Annotated in this window: 22 protein-coding genes; 18 read left to right on the forward strand and 4 right to left on the reverse strand. The window is 36.5% G+C overall.

Features of this window, described 5'->3' with window-relative positions; genetic code table 11:
• Positions 1 to 202 precede the first annotated feature (202 nt).
• From xseA to F823_RS0102875, 16 genes are all read left to right on the forward strand, one after another.
• A complete protein-coding gene (xseA, locus tag F823_RS0102800) occupies positions 203 to 1,402 on the forward strand; it encodes an exodeoxyribonuclease VII large subunit (RefSeq protein WP_002844837.1) in 1,200 nt (399 codons plus the stop codon).
• Positions 1,393 to 1,692, forward strand: a complete 300-nt coding sequence (xseB, locus tag F823_RS10500; protein ID WP_002843813.1) for an exodeoxyribonuclease VII small subunit — start codon at positions 1,393 to 1,395, stop codon at positions 1,690 to 1,692. The genes xseA and xseB overlap by 10 nt, the downstream gene beginning before the upstream one ends.
• Positions 1,692 to 2,579, forward strand: coding sequence for a polyprenyl synthetase family protein (locus F823_RS0102810; protein WP_002844840.1), 888 nt, complete (start codon positions 1,692 to 1,694; stop codon positions 2,577 to 2,579). Before xseB ends, F823_RS0102810 begins: the two co-directional genes overlap by 1 nt.
• Positions 2,580 to 2,623: 44 nt before the next feature.
• Positions 2,624 to 3,058: a divergent PAP2 family protein gene (locus F823_RS0102815; protein WP_002844841.1), complete on the forward strand. Its 435-nt coding sequence runs from the start codon at positions 2,624 to 2,626 to the stop codon at positions 3,056 to 3,058.
• Positions 3,059 to 3,084: 26 nt separating this feature from the next.
• A complete protein-coding gene (gene dxs, locus F823_RS0102820) occupies positions 3,085 to 5,049 on the forward strand; it encodes a 1-deoxy-D-xylulose-5-phosphate synthase (protein ID WP_002844842.1) in 1,965 nt (654 codons plus the stop codon).
• Positions 5,050 to 5,058: 9 nt separating this feature from the next.
• Entirely contained in the window at positions 5,059 to 5,937 is an 879-nt protein-coding gene (locus tag F823_RS0102825) for a TlyA family RNA methyltransferase (protein WP_019595357.1), read from the forward strand.
• 32 nt (positions 5,938 to 5,969) lie between these two features.
• Positions 5,970 to 7,679: a DNA repair protein RecN gene (gene recN / locus F823_RS0102830; protein WP_002844844.1), complete on the forward strand. Its 1,710-nt coding sequence runs from the start codon at positions 5,970 to 5,972 to the stop codon at positions 7,677 to 7,679.
• A complete protein-coding gene (gene steA, locus F823_RS0102835; RefSeq protein WP_002843847.1) occupies positions 7,670 to 8,791 on the forward strand; it encodes a putative cytokinetic ring protein SteA in 1,122 nt (373 codons plus the stop codon). Before recN ends, steA begins: the two co-directional genes overlap by 10 nt.
• Positions 8,792 to 8,803: 12 nt before the next feature.
• On the forward strand, positions 8,804 to 9,670 hold the full coding sequence (locus F823_RS0102840) for a copper transporter (RefSeq protein WP_002843780.1): 867 nt from the start codon (positions 8,804 to 8,806) through the stop codon (positions 9,668 to 9,670).
• Positions 9,671 to 9,847: 177 nt separating this feature from the next.
• The gene (locus F823_RS0102845) at positions 9,848 to 10,537 is read left to right on the forward strand and encodes a glycosyltransferase family 2 protein (protein WP_002844845.1); all 690 of its coding nucleotides are present in this window, start codon (positions 9,848 to 9,850) and stop codon (positions 10,535 to 10,537) included.
• Positions 10,538 to 10,539: 2 nt separating this feature from the next.
• The gene (locus tag F823_RS0102850) at positions 10,540 to 11,367 is read left to right on the forward strand and encodes a glycosyl transferase (protein WP_002843805.1); all 828 of its coding nucleotides are present in this window, start codon (positions 10,540 to 10,542) and stop codon (positions 11,365 to 11,367) included.
• Between the two features lie 13 nt (positions 11,368 to 11,380).
• Complete coding sequence (locus F823_RS0102855; RefSeq protein WP_002844847.1) at positions 11,381 to 12,454, forward strand: DUF3866 family protein; 1,074 nt, start codon at positions 11,381 to 11,383, stop codon at positions 12,452 to 12,454.
• An 8-nt stretch (positions 12,455 to 12,462) separates the two neighbouring features.
• On the forward strand, positions 12,463 to 13,281 hold the full coding sequence (locus F823_RS0102860; RefSeq protein WP_019595358.1) for a purine-nucleoside phosphorylase: 819 nt from the start codon (positions 12,463 to 12,465) through the stop codon (positions 13,279 to 13,281).
• A 66-nt stretch (positions 13,282 to 13,347) separates the two neighbouring features.
• Complete coding sequence (mltG, locus tag F823_RS0102865) at positions 13,348 to 14,514, forward strand: endolytic transglycosylase MltG (RefSeq protein ID WP_002843745.1); 1,167 nt, start codon at positions 13,348 to 13,350, stop codon at positions 14,512 to 14,514.
• Between the two features lie 97 nt (positions 14,515 to 14,611).
• On the forward strand, positions 14,612 to 15,256 hold the full coding sequence (locus tag F823_RS0102870; RefSeq protein ID WP_019595359.1) for an O-methyltransferase: 645 nt from the start codon (positions 14,612 to 14,614) through the stop codon (positions 15,254 to 15,256).
• Positions 15,257 to 15,269: 13 nt separating this feature from the next.
• Entirely contained in the window at positions 15,270 to 16,541 is a 1,272-nt protein-coding gene (locus tag F823_RS0102875) for a peptidase U32 family protein (protein ID WP_002844853.1), read from the forward strand.
• A gap of 77 nt (positions 16,542 to 16,618) precedes the next feature.
• Here F823_RS0102875 and F823_RS0102880 read toward each other — a convergent pair whose 3' ends face one another.
• The 4 genes from F823_RS0102880 to F823_RS0102895 form a co-directional block, all read right to left on the reverse strand.
• A complete protein-coding gene (locus tag F823_RS0102880; RefSeq protein WP_002844855.1) occupies positions 16,619 to 17,173 on the reverse strand; it encodes a hypothetical protein in 555 nt (184 codons plus the stop codon).
• Positions 17,174 to 17,317: 144 nt separating this feature from the next.
• Entirely contained in the window at positions 17,318 to 17,842 is a 525-nt protein-coding gene (locus tag F823_RS0102885) for a hypothetical protein (protein WP_002844858.1), read from the reverse strand.
• Positions 17,808 to 18,413 carry a hypothetical protein gene (locus tag F823_RS0102890; protein ID WP_002844859.1) on the reverse strand — a complete coding sequence of 202 codons (606 nt, stop codon included), beginning with the start codon at positions 18,411 to 18,413 and terminating at the stop codon, positions 17,808 to 17,810. Before F823_RS0102890 ends, F823_RS0102885 begins: the two co-directional genes overlap by 35 nt.
• A 38-nt stretch (positions 18,414 to 18,451) precedes the next feature.
• Positions 18,452 to 18,925: a hypothetical protein gene (locus F823_RS0102895; protein ID WP_002844860.1), complete on the reverse strand. Its 474-nt coding sequence runs from the start codon at positions 18,923 to 18,925 to the stop codon at positions 18,452 to 18,454.
• 1,048 nt (positions 18,926 to 19,973) lie between these two features.
• Here F823_RS0102895 and F823_RS11585 point away from each other — a divergent pair.
• Complete coding sequence (locus F823_RS11585) at positions 19,974 to 20,228, forward strand: beta-barrel domain-containing protein (protein WP_465227839.1); 255 nt, start codon at positions 19,974 to 19,976, stop codon at positions 20,226 to 20,228.
• Positions 20,229 to 20,364: 136 nt separating this feature from the next.
• On the forward strand, positions 20,365 to 20,545 hold a 181-nt coding region (locus F823_RS0102905; RefSeq protein ID WP_019595362.1), incomplete at its 3' end, for a helix-turn-helix domain-containing protein.

Below are 20,545 nucleotides of genomic sequence, written 5' to 3' on the forward strand. Positions count from 1 at the left end.
GAAGAGGATGGATATATATATTAAGAGCAGTATAATAATTGGGAGATAGTTGTAATAAAAAGTCCACAAAAACTTAATTTTCTCTTATATTGTCATACAATTGTTATTTTGAAAAGGGGCAAGTATGAGACCTAATACGTTGACCTGTCAGCAGAATTGTTCTATAATATAAATTAGTGTACTATGCAAAAAGGAGTGTATTATGAAGCTAAGACCATTGGAAGTATCAGAGTTAAATTCATATATTAAGAAGTTGATAGCGGACGAACCTATACTTGGCAATGTCATGGTAAAGGGAGAGGTTTCAAACTTTAAAATACACTCATCAGGTAATGTATACCTGTCTTTAAAGGACAAGGATTCAAAGGTCAACTGTATCATCTTAAGGCGTAACTTTGCCCAAGATATGGTGATCAAGGACGGAACTAAGATTATAGCATCGGGAAGTGTAAGGGTCTATGAAAGAGACGGTGCCTACCAACTATATATCAATAGTGTAGAGGTTGAGGGCATGGGTAATCTTTACTACCAGTACCTACAGATGAAGGAGAGACTGGAAAAGGAAGGCCTATTCAGTCCTATGCACAAGAAAAAGATACCTAGGTTTCCAAAGGTCATAGGTGTTATAACATCGCCTACAGGGGCTGTTATAAGAGATATCATAAATGTCGTCTCGAGAAGGTATCCTAGAGTTGAAATCAAGCTATTTCCGGTCTTGGTACAAGGTGAGAGGTCTGAAGAGTCTTTGATAAGGGCCCTGGACTTTTTCAATAGAAGAGATGATATAGATACTATCATTATTGGTAGGGGTGGTGGATCTTTGGAGGAGTTATGGTCCTTTAATAGCGAGGCTCTTGCTAGGAAGATATTCGATTCAAAGATACCTATTATATCTGCTGTTGGCCATGAGACTGACTATACAATATGCGATTTTGTTGCTGACCTCAGGGCACCGACTCCATCTTCTGCGGCTGAACTTGCCACACCAGACCTAAAGGACTTGTTAGCAAGTCAAGATATATTGGTCAAGCGTATGTCAAGGGCTGTTTCTAACAAGATAGAAATTGAAAGGCAGAAAGTGTCAAGAAGCATAGAAAAGACTCATACAATAGTTCAAAAGGACATGATTGATATGAGTTATGTAAGGCTTGACAGGATCCAGGAGAGGATGGCAGCTTCTGTAGATAGGAGAATGGTTGACTACAAGAACAAGCTGAGCCTTATAGGTGTGTCTATGGGTAACCTAAACCCATTCTCCGTAATGGACAGGGGCTATTCAGTCGTTGAATCGAGCGGTGGCCTGGTGCAAAAGACCACAGATGTTGAGCTTGGAGAAGATATAGATATATTGCTGAGTGATGGCAGTTTAAGGTGCCAGGTAAAGGAGAAGATATGCAGATAGAAAAATCTACTGACGATAAAAATATAAATATGGATCCACTAGCAAGTGATGTACAAAGAGGTGACGGACAAGCTGGGCAAGTGGAGGAGCTTTCATACGAAGAAGCATTTTCTAAGATGGAAGACATTTTAAGTAAATTAGAAGCAGGTAATATAAAACTTGACCAGTCTTTAGACCTCTATGAAGAGGGTATAAAACTTTATAAGCATTGCAATAAAATACTTAATGAAGCAGAGCTAAAGGTGACCAAGTTTAACAGCTTGCAAGGGGAAGAAGGTGTGGACCTTTAATGGATTTTAAGAAGGAACTAAAAGAAAGAAGTATATATATAGAAGACAAGATAGAGTCCTATTTACCTAAGGAGGAAGGATACCAAAAGACTATTTTTGAGGCTATGAACTATAGTTTAAGGGCTGGAGGTAAGAGGCTTAGACCAATACTGCTTATGGAGGCCTACAAGCTTTGTCAGGGGCAAGGAGAGGATTTTGTTCCATATAGTGTAGCTATGGAGATGATCCATACATATTCGTTGATACATGATGATTTGCCAGCACTAGACAATGATGACCTAAGACGTGGCAAACCTACAAACCATATAGTATTTGGTGAAGCTATGGCTATATTGGCGGGGGATGCCTTACTCAATACAGCCTATGAGACTATGCTAAATGCAACCTTCAAACATCCAAGGCCAGAGCTTAGCCTTAGGGCAGCCTATGAGATTTCTAGAGGGGCTGGTATATATGGCATGATAGGTGGTCAGGTAGTAGATGTTGAAAGTGAAGACAAGAAAATAAACAAGGACAAACTTGATTACATACATATGAACAAGACTGCCGCTATGATTGTAGGATCTGTGAGAGCAGGTGCCATACTAGCTGGTATAGACGAAGATAGACTTGAAAGCCTGACAAAGTATGCTGAGAATATAGGGTTAGCCTTTCAGATAGTAGATGATATACTAGATATAGAAGGTGATGAAAAACTCCTAGGTAAGAGGGTAGGTAGTGACCTAGACAATGACAAGTCCACATACCCAAGTTTGCTAGGTATAAGCGAGTCAAAAAAAATAGTTGAGAATTTGATAGAAGAGGCAAAAATATCTCTGGAGGTATTTGATAGTGATGCCGAGTTTATGAATGCCTTGGCAGACTTTATTAGGGATAGACAAAACTAGCTTACACTAAATTAAGTTTTTTATTTAATAATGGGGGAAAGAGTATGGATTATTTATTGGACTTTTTTTCGAATAAAATGCTTTGGACAAGTATTTTCGCTTGTTTTATGGCCCAGTTTTTAAAAGTGTTTTCTGGAGAAAAAAAATTTGATTTAACTAGGATTATAACATCAGGAGGTATGCCGAGTTCACATAGTTCATTTGTGACTTGTCTGTCAACAATGCTAGGTGTAAAATACGGTTTTAACTCTGATATGTTTGCAATCGCTGCTGTTTTTTCATTTATAATAATGTATGATGCCTCAGGTGTTAGACAGGCTGTGGGCAAACAGGCGACAATTATTAACAAGCTGGTAGAGGACTGGCACAATAAAAAGGCAATAGAACAGGAAAAATTAAAGGAATTGATAGGTCATACTCAAAAACAGGTGTTTTTTGGTGCTATGTTGGGTATTGCACTAGGCTTGATTTTTTCCTAACGCCTTATTAGAAAATAGGTGATGGTATGTATGAAATATTATCTGGTGTTAACTCACCTGAAGATATAAAAAAACTGAATAACAAAGAACTTGAAGAACTATCAAAGGAGATCAGGAAGTTTCTAGTAAAGAAAATATCTGTAACTGGTGGCCACTTGGCATCTAATCTTGGGGTTGTAGAGCTTACTTTGGCCCTACACAAGGTGTTTGATAGTCCCAAAGACAAGATAGTGTGGGATGTGGGGCACCAGGCCTATGTCCACAAGATATTGACTGGACGTAAGGGAGGATTTGATTCCCTAAGACAGTATCTTGGTATGTCGGGATTTCCTAAGGAATCTGAAAGCGACCATGATGCATTTGATACTGGTCACAGCTCGACATCTGTATCAGCAGCCTTGGGTATGGCAGTTGCAAGAGATATCAAGGGCGAGGACAACCAAGTCATAGCTGTAATAGGTGATGGGGCAATAACTGGTGGAATGGCCTTTGAAGCCCTGAACAACCTAGGTTTTACAAAGAAAAATATGATAGTTGTCTTCAATGACAACGAGATGTCTATAGACAAGAATACAGGGGCATTTTCCGACTATATGTCCAAGATAATGAGGTCGAGCGATACCTTAAACCTAAAGGAGAACATAGACAAGATAATGAATATGACCCAAATGGGTGAGAAGATATCTAGAAGGGCCAATAAGCTTACAGAATCTATACTGACATCTATATCACCACAAGAATGTGGCCTTATAGATGCTATGGGTATCAAGTATTTTGGACCAATTAATGGTCATAACTTAGGTGAATTAATAGAGACCTTCAAGTATATGAAGTGTATAGATGGACCTAAATTTATCCATGTCAAGACTGTAAAAGGCAAGGGTTATAGGTATGCAGAGCAAAAACCTGAGAGTTACCATGGTGTGAGCAGTTTTGATTATAAGATTGGAGTACAATCTTCTGGTAAAAATTCAATATCAAAGGTTGTTGGTATGACTCTTACTGAGATGGCCAACTACAATGAAAATATAGTAGCCATAACAGCTGCTATGCCTACAGGCACAGGCCTTAATTTCTATGAGAAAGTCCACCCAAACAGGTATTTTGATGTTGGTATAGCTGAACAACACGCAGTCACCTTTGCTGCTGGACTTGCAAAATCAGGCATGAAGCCGTATTTTGCAGTTTATTCTACATTCTTGCAGAGGGCCTATGACCAGCTGATACATGACGTATGTATCACTAAAAAGCCAGTTACCTTCCTTATAGATAGGGCAGGGCTAGTGGGCAATGATGGGGAGACCCACCACGGTGAATTCGACCTATCCTACCTCAACTTGGTGCCCAATATTTGTGTAATGGCACCAGCTGATACAAAGGAGATGATAGATATGATAAAGTTCTCTCAGAGGCTTGATATGCCAATAGCTATCAGGTATCCAAGAGGGAATGAATACTATATAGACTATAGGAAGTATCCTAATTTGAATATAAATAGTGACACTCAATCATCGGACATATCTCAACCACTGGACATATACAGTCTAGGTAAGCCAAGAATAATATATGACGGATATAGGGATAATGAAAAGATTGACGGCCATAAAAATAAAAGACTATTAGTTATGACTATAGGTAATATGTTAGAGCCAGCCCTAGATGTCATCAACGACTTGGTTGGAGATTCCTATTATGGTGATTTTGAGTATAGGATACTAGATGCTAGATATCTAAAGCCTTTAAATGAAGAGGTTTATTTGGAATATATAAGAGATGCTGACCATATTGTTACTATAGAAGACAATGTAGTGACTGGAGGCTTTGGTTCAAGGATAGGTTCATTACTTACAGACAATGACATTAGGACAGGCCTTGATAGGATAGGTATTCCTGAACAGTTTGTAGCCCATGGTAGTGTTGATGAATTAAGAAAAGAGATTGGACTTAGCACAGGGGCTATAAGTGCTAGGATAAAAGATATATTAAAATAGGGGAAGATTATGAAGAAGAGAATTGATGTTCTACTAGTAGATTTCGGATATTTTGCTAGCAGGGAACAGGCTAGAAGAACTATAATGGCGGGAAATGTGTTTGTAAATAACCAAAGGGTTGATAAGCCTGGTACTGCAGTCAAGATTGACTCAGAGATACTTGTAAAGGGGAAGCAGATTCCTTATGTGAGTAGGGGTGGTCTTAAACTGGAGAAGGCTGTCAACAACTTCGATTTAGTATTAAAAGACAAGGTCTGTATGGACATAGGAGCCTCCACAGGTGGATTTACAGACTGTATGCTACAGAATGGAGCTGTAAAAGTATACTCTATAGATGTGGGCTATGGTCAGTTGGCTTGGAAGCTAAGAGAGGACGAGAGGGTTGTCTGCATGGAAAGACAGAACATACGTCACCTAGATGAGAGTTTATTAGATCCTAGACCGGACTTTGCATCAATAGACGTGTCATTTATATCTCTTAAAAATGTCCTACCAAAGGCTTGGGCCTCACTTAAGATGGGGGGCAGGATTGTAGCCCTAATCAAGCCGCAGTTTGAAGCTGGTAGGGAAAAAGTAGGTAAAAAGGGAGTCGTAAGAGAGCCTTCAACCCATATAGAGGTAATAGACAGGGTATCTAAAATAGCAGTTAAGGAAGGTTTTAAAATACTTGACCTTGACTATTCTCCTATCAAGGGGCCAGAAGGTAATATAGAATACCTAATATACCTTGAAAAGGTTGAAGACAAGTTAGAACTTGAAGATGGTGTCTTGGTTGATGATATAGTAATAGAGGACAAGTATCTTCCAAGTGAGAACAATAACTATGAGGACTACTATAGTAGGATTGAGAAGCTGGTAGAGGAGTCTCATTCACTTGACAATAAATAGGAAAATAGCCAGAGACATCGGCGGAGGTAGCTATGATTTACGAACTATATATCAAGAACTGTGCCCTGATAGAAGAGATGAGGGTGGAGTTTGGTAAACAACTTAATATTCTTACAGGTGAGACCGGTTCGGGTAAATCTATTATTTTGGGAGCCCTTAACCTTTGTCTCGGCGGTAAATATGATAGGACCTTCCTTAGAAAGGGGCATAAGGATGGTTTGGTCGAGGCCCTTATATACACCCAAAATGAAAGATTTATAGGGTCTTTAAGGGAATTTGGTGTCGAAATCGACATAGAAGAACCTATCATAGTGTCCAGAAGACTATTTGATGATGGTAAGACCACGACAAGGGTCAATGGCAAGAACATAAGGGTTTCTGACCTTAAAAAGTCTATGGGCTACCTTGTGGATATGCATGGTCAGCACCAAAACCAGGCCCTATATGACAGAGACAACCATCTTGAGTTTTTGGACCTATACGCCAAGGATTCTATTCAAAGAGAATTAAGCAACTACAAGAATGTATTTGAAGAGTACAGGGATATTAAAAGAGAAATCCTTAGGTTAAATGATAACAAGTCTGACAGGGAAGTCCAGAGGGAAAAAGACTTGCTTGAATTTCAAATAAAGGAAATATCATCTGCCAAGCTAGATGAAAAGGAATACGAAGACCTAAAGTCTAGAAGAGATGTGTTTTTGAACAGTGAGAAAATATATAATGCCCTTGCCCAGTCCTATGAGTTGATGCACGAATCGGAGTACAGTGCTGATACTATAGCAGGCAAGGTTGAAGTACTCATGTCTCCACTTGGAAAATATGATTCAAGGCTTGAAGAGATGAGGTGTCAGAGCGAGAAGATAGCAATAGAGATTCAGGATCTGGCTCAAGATATGAGGTCATATATGTCCAGTATAGATTTTGACCCAAATGTTTTAAATGAGATTGAAAATAGGATAGATACTATAAACAACTTAAGACGAAAATATGGAGATACCATAGGAGAAATCCTAGAATACTATGATAGGATTGTAAAAAGACTAGACGATATAGAGAATAGGGAAGAAAAAAACAAGATTCTTCAGGACAAGCTATCCAAAAAACTTGTAGAGCTTGAAGGGGTAGCTAAGATACTTTCAGACAAGAGAATGAAGGTAGCAGAGAAACTTGAAGAAAGCCTTTTGTCTGAACTTGTATCACTAAATATGAAAAATACAAGATTTAAGGTTATTTTTAAGAAAATAGACTATAATGATAATGGATATGACGATATAGAATTTTATGTATCATTCAACTTGGGTGAAGACCTTAATCCTTTGAACAAGGTCGCATCAGGTGGTGAGATGTCAAGATTTATGCTTGCATTTAAAAATATTATTTCTGATGTCGATAAAATAGAGTCGATGATATTCGATGAGATAGATACAGGCATAAGTGGAAGGGCAGCTCAAGTTGTTGGAGAAAAGCTTGCCAAGATATCTGAAAACAAGCAGGTTGTGTGTATTACCCACCTACCTCAGATAGCCGCTTTTGCTGATGATCACTATTATATAGAAAAGCATATTGAAAATAAAAGAACGTTCACAGGCCTTTGCCATCTAGAAGAAGATGGACAGATTGATGAAATTGCTAGGTTGATATCAGGCAAGATAATATCAGACAAGACCCTAGAACACGCAAGGGAGATGCTCTATGGAGCAAGAGAAAGCAAAATGAATTTTAGGAGGAGAAAATGCGAGTAGAAGCCAAGTTAAAAAAAGATAGAAAAACTAAAAAGCTCGCAAAAAGAATAGAGCCAGGTCAAATAGCGGTAATCAATCATATAGATATTGACGAGGTGGCAGCCAATTCTTTAGTTGAAGCAAAAATCAAGCTGGTAGTAAACGCTGACAAGTCTATAAGTGGTAGGTATCCTAATGCAGGGCCTAGAATACTTGTAGATAATAACATACTTATCGTTGACAACATAGGTATAGATGCCTTTGATGACCTACAAGAGGATGATTTTATTGTGGTCGAAGATGGAGAAATCTATAGAAGGGATAAGTTGATAGGTCGTGGAGAAGTCATGGACAAGGAAGTTGTCGATGAAAAGATTAGACTAGCCTACGAAAATATAGGTCAGGAGTTGGACAGATTTATAGACAATACAATAGAGTATGCCAAGAGGGAAAAGGGCATGATACTTGGAGATGTAGAGATACCTAAGATGTCCACTAAGTTTGCTGATAGGCATGTTCTAGTAGTTGTAAGGGGTCATAACTACAAGGATGACCTACACGCAATGATCAACTATATAGAAGAAGTCAAGCCAGTTCTAGTAGGTGTAGATGGTGGAGCAGATGCCCTTATGGAGTTTGGTTACAAGCCAGACCTAATAGTAGGAGATATGGACAGTGTAAGCGATGAGGCCCTTATGGCAGCGGACGAGATACTTGTCCACGCCTATGTAGATGGTAGGGCTCCAGGTCTAAAGAGGGTTGAGGACCTAGGATTAAAGGCTGTTGTCATGCCTTCTCCGGGAACTAGTGAAGACATAGCTATGTTGGTTGCCTATGAATACAAGGCCCAGCTGATTGTAGCCCTTGGAACCCATTCAAATATGATAGACTTCCTAGAAAAGGGTAGAAAGGGTATGGCATCAACATTTCTTGTAAGACTGAAGATAGGTGATAGGCTGATAGATGCCAAGGGTGTGAGTATGCTATACAAGTCAAGGTTAAAGATTAAATATATAGTTGCTCTAATACTGACAGGTTTGTTCCCAGTGTTGATAGTTGCATCTCTATCTCCAAAGGTACAGACATTTATGCAATTATTACAAATAAAGATGAAATTATTACTACAGATGTAGGGGGGAAAGAGTATGCATATTAATTTTAAGTATTTTATCGTGTCAATAGGGTCTATATTTTTAGCCCTAGGTATCGGTATATTGATAGGATCTAATCTAGGAACAAACGAGGCAGTTGAAGAAAAGAATGCTTCGATAATAGAAGAGATAGATACCAAGTTTAACCAGTTAAAGGAAAAAAATGATCAGCTAAAGGCAGAAAATGAAACCTTTAAAAAGTCTATATCAAATGCTAAGGCCTTAATAACAAATAAAGAAATAAACCTAAGCCAGTATGAGCTTAAGGACAAGCAAATCGGTATTATATCTTTCAATGAAAGGGAAGACACTAGCAATATAGAAACTGCAGCCAAAAATTCTGGAGCAAATATTGCCTTTAACGTTCAGATTAATGAGTCTATTTTAGAAAAGGATGCCCTAAGCAAGGTCAATGAGAAACTATCACTTAACCTAAAGAATAGGGCTGATATAATGAAGTTAATAGCAAATTCAATAAAGACTTCAGGAACATCTCAAGAACTTGAAAAGTTACAGGAACTAGGGTATGTTAAGCTTGTAAGCTATAATGGTAACTATGACTCTGTTACAAACTTTGTCGTATATACAAACTCAAATACAAAGTTGAGTGACAAGTTTGCTATGCTAGAAAAACCAGTCCTAGAAAAATTCAGTCTTAACAAGCCAACTATAGCTATAACAACTAGCACATCAGATTCAAAATTATTGGAAAAGTATTCTGAGATGGATATGCCTAGTATAAACAATATAGATGACGCTAGTGGTAGGTTATCTATGATTATGCTGATGAAATATGGAGTAACATCAGGTAGCTACGGAAATCCAGCAGAAGGTACTGTATTGCTACCGAGTGAAAAATAGGACTAAGAAGTAGTACTATAAATCAGACTTATGAGATAGGTCGATAAAATATGACTATAAAACATGTCATATATAAAATATGACTATAAAACATGTCATATATAAAATATGACTATAAAACATGTCATATATAAAATATGACTATAAAACATGTCATATAATGCAAGGAGGTAAACTATGTTTACGAGTGTTATAATACCAGCCTATAACGAGTCAGAAAGAATAATAAAGACTCTTGATGGTATAGCGAATATAGAAGAGATAAATGAGATAGTTGTAGTTGATGACGGATCGAGTGACGATACTGCTGAATTACTTAGAAACTACAAGCTAGACAAGCTTATTTTCAAAGAGCAGCCAACAAACCAGGGTAAGGGAAAGGCTCTTGAAAGAGGACTTGAAACTATAAGCCCAAATGCAGAGGTAGTAGTCTTCTTAGACGGTGATGTAATGGAGACATCATCAGAGGTAGTCAAGATCATCAGACCAGTGGTAGATGGTGAATGTGATGTCGCTATTGCAAGATTTAGACCTGCCAAGAAAAAGGGGGGTATGGGCTTTGTAAAAAGACTTGCCAAGGAATCTGTATTTAAGATGACTGGAGTTGAACTCAACTCAACGATATCTGGCCAAAGAGCCTTTAAGAGAGAAGTAATAGAGAGATTTGATGGAATACCTGATGGATACGGTGTAGAAGTAGGTATGACTATAGATATACTAAAATGGGGATATACAGTTAAAGAGGTAATAGTAGATATGACCCACAATGAAACTGGAAGGGACCTAAGTGGATTTATCCATAGGGGTAAACAGTATCTCCATATTAAGAGAATAATTAACCAAAAGAAAAAAGAGTGGGGGAGATAATCGTGTACGATTACTTGATGTTGTTAGTTTTATTGTTGGTTGGAGTTGGTGTAAGTGTCATCTCGATACCAATGGTAAAATATATGTTAGAGTCATGTGGACTTATAAGGAAAAATTATAGGGGAGAGATGATTCCGGTTGGAATGGGAATAGCATTTATCCCAGCCCTAATGGTAAACTCCGCAATATTAACTTACTTTAATATAGAACACGATAGACTCTTATTGATATTTGTATTGTTGTTTGCTGTTATGGCTATGGCATTTGCAGGTATAATGGATGATGCTATAGGAAACAGGGATGTCACTGGACTAAAGGGACACTTTTTATCCATGTTTAAGGGTAGGTTGACTACTGGTGGATTTAAGGCAGTACTTGGAGGTTTTATAGGTATAGTTGTATCTGCAGCTGTTGCAGATAATATACTAGGAGTTGTAGTCGGAACCTTGGTTGTTGCCTTAGCTACTAACTTTATGAACCTATTGGACCTAAGACCAGGAAGAGCTATTAAGGTATACCTAATTATAAGTATACTAGTACTGATATTTGCTGGCGACTTTAATAGGCAGTTGTATATGCTCCTATTACCAGGTGTTGTATCTTATTTTATATTTGACCTAAAGGCCCTATCAATGATGGGGGATGCCGGCTCAAATGTACTAGGTGTATTTATAGGAGTTATGATAGTGATATCATTTAGCATACAGGTTCAGCTTGTATGTCTGGTAGGACTTATTGCCATACACGTTCTTACTGAAAAATATTCACTGACTAAATTAATAGAACAAAATTCAGTACTCAACTTTATAGACAAGTTGGGTAGGAATTAGGAAGGATAATAATATGATTAGCAAAAGACTTGCAAAGGTAGTTTCTATAAAAAGTGAAAACGAAGAAATACAGGATTTAGTAGTAGAAATTGATTCTAAAGAGTCAAGGGCCTATAATTATGTGGCTATGACAGGACATGCTGATATAGGTGATTGTGTAGTTGTAAATACTACTGCTGTTGAACTTAGTCTAGGAACAGGTGGCTTTCACTATGTCATCCTAAATATGGACAAGCCCGAATCAAATTTAACACCTGGTGGTCATATTATGAAACTTAGGTATACTCCTCTTCAGATAAAGGTAGATTCTGTAGAAGAACAGGCTAGTCCTTATCATGATGTGTTTGCCGGCTTTGAATCACTAGATTCTCTGCCTGTAGCTGTAGGTGCCCTACATAGTATATTGCAACCTTTTGCTGCTACATACAAAAAATTTAAACCGGATGCCAAACTAGTGTATATTATGACAGATGGTGCAGCACTTCCTATTTCTTTTAGCAAAAACGTAGAAAACTTGAAAAAGGCTGGACTCATAGATAAGACTATAACTTATGGTAATGCCTTTGGTGGCGACTATGAGTGTATAAATATCTATACAGCCCTTATAACTGCCAAAGAAATTTGTAAGGCCGACTGCGTACTAGTTGCTATGGGACCTGGAATAGCAGGCACAGGAACTAAGTACGGATTTAGTGGTATAGACCAGGCTACAATATTGGATGCAGTGTCAAAACTTGGTGGTAGATCATATATGATACCTAGAATATCTTTTGCTGATAAGAGGGATAGACATAGGGGCTTGTCTCACCACACACTTACAATCCTAAAAGATATAGTAAACAATCCAACAAGGATAATAATCAACAAGGCCTATCAAGATGATAAGTTGGCTAGGATAAAGGAGCAGTTAGAGGAAAATGACCTATATACTAGCCATCAAATAATAGAGTATGACTACCAAGATACAAAGCTTGACCTAGATTCAAATAATATAAGGGTCAAGAGCATGGGTAGGTCATTTGATGAAGATAGAGAATTTTTTGAAGCTGCTTCAGCAGTTGCAGCCTATATGGGAAAGGAAGAGTAGGTGAATTTATGGATGAATATACAAATAATATAGATTTAAGCCTTGAATACATAAAAAGCGTTACAGATAAGGTACCTGAAATTGCCCTTATACTAGGGTCAGGCCTAGGAGATTTGGCATACCAGATAGAGAATCCGACTATAATCAAGTACCAAGATATACCAGGTTTTATGACATCAGATGTTGAAGGTCACAAAAACCAATTGGTAATAGGTAGCCTATGTGGCAAGTGTGTCCTTGTTATGCAGGGGAGGTTCCACTACTATGAAGGCTATACACAAAAAGAAATAACATATCCAATAAGGGTATTTAAAAAGATGGGTATAAATAAACTACTTGTAACAAATGCTGCTGGTGGTGTCAACAAGACTTACAAACCGGGAGATTTGATGATAATCAAGGACCATATCAATTTTTCAGGATCAAATCCACTCATAGGAAAGAATGATCCAATAGGACCAAGATTTCCCGATATGTCAAACGGATACCACAAAGAAGGTAGGAGCTTGATCAAGGAATGTGCAGATAGACTTTCTATGGATATTAAGGAAGGTGTATATATGTATTTTTCAGGTCCTAACTATGAGACTCCAGCAGAGGTTAGAATGGCTGGAATACTTGGAGCAGATGCTGTCGGTATGTCTACGGTTCCTGAGGTATTGGTTGCCAACCATTGCGGCATGAGTGTATACGGTATATCGTGCATAACAAATATGGCAGCGGGTATACTGGACAAGCCGCTAGTGCATGATGAGGTAATCGAAACATCAAACCTAGTAAAGGATAGGTTTATTAGATTAGTTAAAGAGCTGGTAAAATCTATATAAACTTGCAATTTTATTTGAACTTAGTGTATAATAGTAAAATGATTATAATTGAGAGGAAAAAATATAGTGGATAAAAAAACATTGAAGAGAAAGACTCCTAATAAACCTATTAAAAAGTCTAAAAAAAGACGCAGAAAAGTTAATTTACTGAAAATATTGGTTTGCCTACTTGTGCTTATAGTATTGTTTTCGGGTGGATCTTACTACATGATGAAGACAGGATCACAACCAGTAGATCCTAACACCAAGGAAAGTCAGCTAGTAGATATACCAGAGGGCTCAAGTGTAAAGTCAATTGCAAGCCTATTAAAGGAAAAAGACCTGATCAAAAATAAACGTGTATTTGTTAAAAATGTAAGAGATACAGGCAAGGCTGAAAAAATAAAGGCCGGAAAGTACAAGTTGTCAAAGAACATGGACAACGACAAGATAATAGACAAGCTAGTAAGAGGTCAGATATACCAAGATGGTGTGAAATTTACAATACCAGAAGGTAGCATATCAACAGATATAGTTGCAAAGTTGGTAGCCAAGGGACTTGGACAAAGGGAAAAATTTGTAGACCTATATAGGAACCCTAGTAAGTTTGCTGATAAGTTCCCATTTTTAAAGGACACTAGAATAGCAACTCTAGAAGGATTCTTGTACCCAGAGACTTACTATTTCAAGAAGGGCACTAGCGAAAAGGAAATTTTTGAAAAGATGCTATCTGAGTTTTCTAGGGTCTACAAGGCAAGTGTAGAGCCAGCTGTCAAGAAGAACAACTATAATTTCTATGACACTATTATAATGGCATCTATAGTTGAAAAGGAAGCTGTAAATGATGAAGATAGGGATATAATAGCAGGTATATTCTACAATAGATTAGACAAGAAGATGAGACTACAGTCAGATGCTGTACTTCAGTATGGCCTACCACAGAGAAAGGGCAGGGTCCTGTATTCTGATTTAAAGGTAGAATCACCATACAACCTATACCTAAACAAAGGCCTTCCACCAACACCAGTTGCCAGTCCAGGTAAGAAGTCTATGGTTGCTGCAGCCAATCCTAAAAAGACAGACTACCTATACTTTGTTACAAATGTCAATGGTAAGAACTCATACAGCAAGACATTTGAGGAACACAAGGTAAGTGCTGACAAGTATCGTAAGGAAGCCTATGGTGAACAAGATGCAAAGGCAGCTCAAAAGTCTAAAGAGGAATCAACTACTGAAAAAAGTAGCAAAAACTAAAGTGACTAGATAACAGGGAGGGGCTACTTCCCTGTTTTTTAGAGAAAAATCAAAATAGGAGTAGATATGAGTAATATAGTATAGTATAGGAGTAGATATGAGTAATATAGTAAATGATTTGGTTGAAGACTATATAAGGAACATCTTAAAGGAAAATAAGTCTTTAATCCTTGAAATGGAAGAATACGCCAAAGAAAATAGCGTACCTATAATACACAAGGAAGTTGCAGAATTGTTGAGGTTTATATTGGACATACACAAGCCTAAGAGGATACTTGAAATTGGATGTGCAATTGGTTATTCTTCAATATTTTTTGCTACAGTACTAGGTGGAGATGTTGAGATAATAACAACAGAAAGAAATCCAGTGATGCTAGAAAAGGCATACGAAAATATAGAAAAGGCAGGACTTAAGGACAAGATAAAAATTCTTGTTGGAGATGCTGCACAGACCCTAAAGGACCTAGATGGAGAGTTTGATATGATCTTTATAGATGCAGCTAAGGGTCAGTACAAGATGTTCTACGATATGGTGACACCACAGCTAAGAAAGGGTGGCATTGTAATATCAGACAACATTTTGTATAAGGGAATGATTGCAAGTGATGATTTTGTGGTAAGAAGAAAAAGGACGATTGTAAAGAGAATGAGAGAATACCTAGACTATATATGCAGTCTAGAGGATGTGGATACATCAATCCTACCAGTAGGAGATGGAGTAGCCTTATCATACAAGAAATAAAGGAGTAAGTATAATGGAAAAAGTTGAATTACTAGCCCCAGCTGGCGACCTAGAAAGACTTAAAATAGCATTTGAATACGGTGCAGATGCAGTTTATCTTGGTGGAGAGAACTTTGGTATGAGAACAGCTGCCAAGAACTTCACTATAGAAGAGATTAAAGAAGGTGCAGATTTTGCACATGAGAGAGGTAAGAGGATATTTGTAACTGTAAATATCATACCTCATGACTCAGATTTTGAAGGATTTGAAGACTATATCAAGGACCTATCAGCAGCAGGAGTTGATGCCCTAATAGCATCAGACCCAGGTGTTATCCAGATAATCAGGGATATTTTACCAGATATGGAACTACATATATCTACACAGGCCAATACAACTAACTATAGGAGTGCAAATTTCTGGTATAATCTAGGAGCCAAGAGAGTGGTTGTAGCGAGAGAACTTTCTTTTGAAGAAGTAAGATCTATAAGAGACCACGCTCCCGAGGGCACAGATATAGAAGCATTTGTTCATGGAGCCATGTGTATATCATACTCAGGTAGGTGCCTAATATCAAACTATATGACAGGAAGAGATGCCAACAGGGGATCATGTGCCCAGTCATGTCGTTGGAAGTACAACCTAGTAGAAGAAAAAAGACCGGGAGAGTACTTCCCAATATATGAAGACGAAAGAGGGACGTTCTTCTTTAATTCCAAGGACCTATGTATGGTAGAATTTATACCTCAGATAGTAGAATCAGGTATAACATCCCTAAAAATAGAGGGTAGAATGAAGACTGCCTACTATGTAGCAACAGTTGTAAGAGCCTACAGGATGGCACTTGATGCTTACTATGCAGATCCTCAAGGATGGAAGTTTGATCCTATGTGGCTAGAGGAACTAAAGAAGGGAAGTCACAGGCACTTCACTACTGGATTCTTCAATGACAAGCCTGGAACTGAAGAACAGAACTACGCATCTGCATCATATGTACGTAACTACGACTTTATAGGTATTGTGGTATCAGACCAGGACGAAGATGGATATGCAGTAGTTGAACAGAGAAACAAGATGGTCATAGGTGATGAGATAGAAATCATAGGACCATACACTCATACAATAGAGACAAAAATCGAAGAAATGTACAATGAAGAGGGAGAGGCTATAGAGGCAGCTCCACATCCAAGACAGCTTGTAAAGATGAAGCTACCTAAGGGAGTTGGAAGGAACTTTATGCTTAGAAAGGCTATCGAAGGACCAGCAAGCAGTGAAGAAACTGGTGGATGTTCTAGCTGTAACTAATGGAAAATGAGGTTACATACCGAGGAGAGCTTTGGTGGTCGGGTGGTATTGTAACCTCATTTTCATATGTTAGAATATTAGAAGTAGATTGTAAATTCCCTAGTCAGTTTGGACTTATCCTTTTCAAAAATAAGTTTGACTGAAAGATATATCAGCTTACCCTCACCATCGAACACTGGCTTGACCAGCATTGACTTAAGGTGGTTGGAAACCTGAAACATAGTGTCATTTTTGATATATAAGGACCCATAGGAATTGACTAGTGATTTTTGAATTACAAAGTCCTTAGTCATATAGTTATTATAAGTGACATAGTCAATTGACCTTACTTGGTGGTAGTCGCTGTCATCTACAAACTTGCTACTGATAAGGCAGTCTATTGAATCCTCTAGCTCAAACCTTATAATATCTTCGGTCTTTATTGCAACCTCATTTAAATCAAATAAATTTGCTTGGTATTTTTGTATTTTTCTTGTAGATGATACCAGTAGGAAAATGCTAGATAAGACCATACATGATACACAAATATAGATCAGGCATTCTATCATAAGATATCCTTGCTTTTTGCTCCTATTATCTAAAATAGACACTTTATTTTTCTTGATTATTAAACCATTTATCAAAACTATCACCTACAATATTATCTATTACAAGAATAACTCATATATTATTCCTAAAACCATAATTCACATACATTACTCTTAAAACTATACTTTACATATATAATTCGTAAAACTATAAATGACATATATTATTTATAAAACAATACACATATACTATTTATCTATATCACTCCTGACACTTGGGCTAAGTTCAAGTAAGGCTAGTTTGTAGTCGCATGAATAAGAATGTACCCTCGAAGTACCCAGCATGAGGGTGATTCTTTCCGCCTTTTTTCTTGATGTGTCTATAATATAGAGACTGAGTGGGGTTGATGACCCGCCAGACCTATTAAGGCTACCTATATTAAATGTCATACCATCATATCCTATATAGATGTCCTTTTCTAGGATCCTTTTTTCCAATATACCACCCTTGTAATTTTCGATAGAGTATGACTTGTTTTGGGAGTCTATTTTGAACTTGTAGCTTACACTTGTATCTTGGGCCAGAACGATTGTATTCCTAAGATCTGACTTTAGGTTGTTTATAGACTCATTAAAACGAAGGGCTCCTATGGGGTAGGATATGCTGGATATAGATAGGACAAGTCCAAGTAGGGATAGGCAGACAAGCGTCTCAACAGCTGAAAATCCATCGGTCTTATTATTTATAGCTGAACAAGGTCTTAATTTCTTCATAGGTCAAATTCCTCTTTTCCTCAGGAGTTTTTATATTGTATTTTAGGTAGGGGTTGATTATCTGGCACCTCTTAGATATATACCTTTGAATATAGTCTTTTTTACTAGTGAAATACTTGCCTGGCACATGCTTGGGGTCTAATTCATCCTTGAAAATACAGGCTATGGAAAACTCTATGCTAGTATTATCAATATTGACCCTGATGTTCTCAGCTATACTCTTGATAGTGACCCTCTCATCATTGTAATATTCCTTCTTGTAGACCCTCCTGTGACCGAGTCTATCCATAGTTGCAAAGTATCTTTCAAACTCAGCAGCTGAATTTGTGGACTCATAGGCATTTTTGATGGAGTATAGGTAGTTTATCTCGGCACAGACAGGACCGATTTTGGCTTCATAGTCATTTTGTGCAAGAGACCTACTAGACTTTTCATATCTCATCAAATTTTGGTATGCCAGCATGCTTGATATTATTATGATTACTAGTATGTTTAGGCAAATCAAACCACTAAGTGATATGCTGCCAGATTTATGTTTATTCGGTTTTATTTGTATAGGTATAGTATTCATACTTGTTCTTCCTTTGATATCCTAAATCCATAGGTTGATTATCTCACTATAAAATAGGTGCTGGTCTTATAGGTTCTTTTCTTGTCTGCAGCTGATATATCTAGCCTGTACATCTTAAAATTATCATCTAAAAGAGTGTATCTCTTTTCAAATAGGTAGCCATCTTTTTCATAGATAATAGGATCGGCGCTGATTTCTTTATCGCTGCCGGGCTTTGACATTAGACTTAGTGATTGGTCTACCTCACTTCTTAGAATTTGGTATTGACTGTTCAAATCAACCGTATGTTTATTTATAAGAGATAGGTTGGCTAAATAGTTTGATACAATCAGGATACAAAGTGAAAGACTGAGGATTGCTAGGCACAGGTCTACCATAAGATATCCACTAGAAAAGCGTTTTGTCAAGTCGCCACTGGAAAAGTGTTTTACTTTAACAGGCATTGGTTTTAGCAATTTAATTTTATTCGTTTTTTGATACTTTATATAGGGTTTTAAATTTAAGTAGGTCATTATAACTCTCTTTCTCCCTTATTTTAAAGATATTCTTCCATATTTTAAAGCTAATTGTTTTATCAATATAGCTTATATTACTTATACTTAATTTTCATATTTTACACTAGTAGGGAAGGTATTATAATATAGGCTATTATTTTTAAAAATGAACCAGATATTGGTCCGATAATATAAATTCAAAGTGTGATTTAATATATTAGTAGTAACTTTAAATAATAATTTATATAGCTATCTTTATAACTTCTGTAGTATAATCAAAGAAGGAAATTATTGATTTTTTGTGAAAAATAAAGTCATTCCAAGTAAGTAATATATATTTTGTTACTTGAAATATAAGTTAGAATATTTTATTTGATGTGCTAAAATGAATAAAAAATTTAAGCAAAATATATCGGATAATAAATTTGTGTATCTATTAATATTTACTGAGGTAATCCTAACATATATTGCATGTTCAGGTACTCTATACATGAGTATGAACATTGTCAATAAAGCTATTTTATCCTTTGGCTTGCTACTTATATATTTATCCAATTATCTATTGCTATTAAATAACAAAAACAAATTAATTATAAGAAATGCATTAACAGTAGCTGCTTTTACAATACTAACAGTAATTGACATCATCTATTTTGATATGAGCGATAAATATTTTTATGAACTATTTAGTGCTCAGCTATTGATGGTATTTTTTGTGGAAGACGCAGTAATAAGCTTACTAAGTAAAAAATTGTTTTTTAATGAAAGCATAAAAATTTATTTTTTCATTGCTTGGTCAATAGCTAGTATACTTACATATTTTAAAATTGTAAGTGGAATAAAGTTACTAATTATTTTAATGCCAATAGTTTACTCCTACCCACTAATATTTTTTATTATTACGTAAATTGATATTGCAATTTACGTATGATATTGATTTAAAAGAGGGTTTATATTTAAATCAATGTCAAGCAATTTTTAATATTTTACCAGATGATTTTGAGAAATACGAAGTTGAAATATATGTACAGAATTCTGATATTGGAAAAGTTAAAAAAATCAACCAATAAAGTTAGAAATTCCAGCATACCCATCTAGTGAGTATGGTTTTATTGATAGCAAAATAACTGATATATCTAAAGAAACAAAGGTAAATGAAAAAACTGGACAATCATATTATATAGTAAAATGTATAATAGAAAAAAATAAAGTTAGTAATAATATTAATTTGAATAATGATATGTTAGCTAAAGCAAAGATTGTTGTCGATCAGAAGAGAGTATTAACATATCTATTAGAAAAAATTAATTTATGGGATTAAATTTATAACTGATAGAAACGACTAAATTTAAATGGTTGATTGTATAATCAATTTGTACAACTAAATAAAAAATGATTCATTGCGAATCCTGTGTTAAAATATAAGTCACAACACAAATACATACAGGAGGTCCACAATGAATCAACTTAATTTTAACACAAAAAAGAGAAACTTTAAACACCTAAGTGAGTATGAAAGAGGAGAAATTTATGCCATGATCAAATTAGGTTGCTCAATATCTTCTATTGCTAGGCACCTAAAAAGGTCAAGAACCACTATTTACAATGAGCTTAAAGGTGGTAGGGTGGAACAAATAA

It is taken from the genome of Peptostreptococcus anaerobius VPI 4330 = DSM 2949 (genome assembly GCF_000381525.1).
GTDB classification, from domain to species: domain Bacteria; phylum Bacillota; class Clostridia; order Peptostreptococcales; family Peptostreptococcaceae; genus Peptostreptococcus; species Peptostreptococcus anaerobius.

Bases quoted from the DNA above. Each gene is read 5' to 3' on its own strand.
- F823_RS0102810 (WP_002844840.1), top strand. From the start codon at position 1,692: ATGGATTTTAAGAAGGAACTAAAAGAAAGAAGTATATATATAGAAGAC.
- F823_RS0102895 (WP_002844860.1), bottom strand. From the start codon at position 18,925: ATGACCTACTTAAATTTAAAACCCTATATAAAGTATCAAAAAACGAAT.
- xseB (WP_002843813.1), top strand. From the start codon at position 1,393: ATGCAGATAGAAAAATCTACTGACGATAAAAATATAAATATGGATCCA.
- F823_RS0102825 (WP_019595357.1), top strand. From the start codon at position 5,059: ATGAAGAAGAGAATTGATGTTCTACTAGTAGATTTCGGATATTTTGCT.
- dxs (WP_002844842.1), top strand. From the start codon at position 3,085: ATGTATGAAATATTATCTGGTGTTAACTCACCTGAAGATATAAAAAAA.
- F823_RS0102815 (WP_002844841.1), top strand. From the start codon at position 2,624: ATGGATTATTTATTGGACTTTTTTTCGAATAAAATGCTTTGGACAAGT.
- recN (WP_002844844.1), top strand. From the start codon at position 5,970: ATGATTTACGAACTATATATCAAGAACTGTGCCCTGATAGAAGAGATG.
- F823_RS0102855 (WP_002844847.1), top strand. From the start codon at position 11,381: ATGATTAGCAAAAGACTTGCAAAGGTAGTTTCTATAAAAAGTGAAAAC.
- F823_RS0102875 (WP_002844853.1), top strand. From the start codon at position 15,270: ATGGAAAAAGTTGAATTACTAGCCCCAGCTGGCGACCTAGAAAGACTT.
- F823_RS0102885 (WP_002844858.1), bottom strand. From the start codon at position 17,842: ATGAAGAAATTAAGACCTTGTTCAGCTATAAATAATAAGACCGATGGA.
- xseA (WP_002844837.1), top strand. From the start codon at position 203: ATGAAGCTAAGACCATTGGAAGTATCAGAGTTAAATTCATATATTAAG.
- F823_RS0102860 (WP_019595358.1), top strand. From the start codon at position 12,463: ATGGATGAATATACAAATAATATAGATTTAAGCCTTGAATACATAAAA.
- steA (WP_002843847.1), top strand. From the start codon at position 7,670: ATGCGAGTAGAAGCCAAGTTAAAAAAAGATAGAAAAACTAAAAAGCTC.
- F823_RS0102840 (WP_002843780.1), top strand. From the start codon at position 8,804: ATGCATATTAATTTTAAGTATTTTATCGTGTCAATAGGGTCTATATTT.
- F823_RS0102870 (WP_019595359.1), top strand. From the start codon at position 14,612: ATGAGTAATATAGTAAATGATTTGGTTGAAGACTATATAAGGAACATC.
- F823_RS0102890 (WP_002844859.1), bottom strand. From the start codon at position 18,413: ATGAATACTATACCTATACAAATAAAACCGAATAAACATAAATCTGGC.
- F823_RS0102845 (WP_002844845.1), top strand. From the start codon at position 9,848: ATGTTTACGAGTGTTATAATACCAGCCTATAACGAGTCAGAAAGAATA.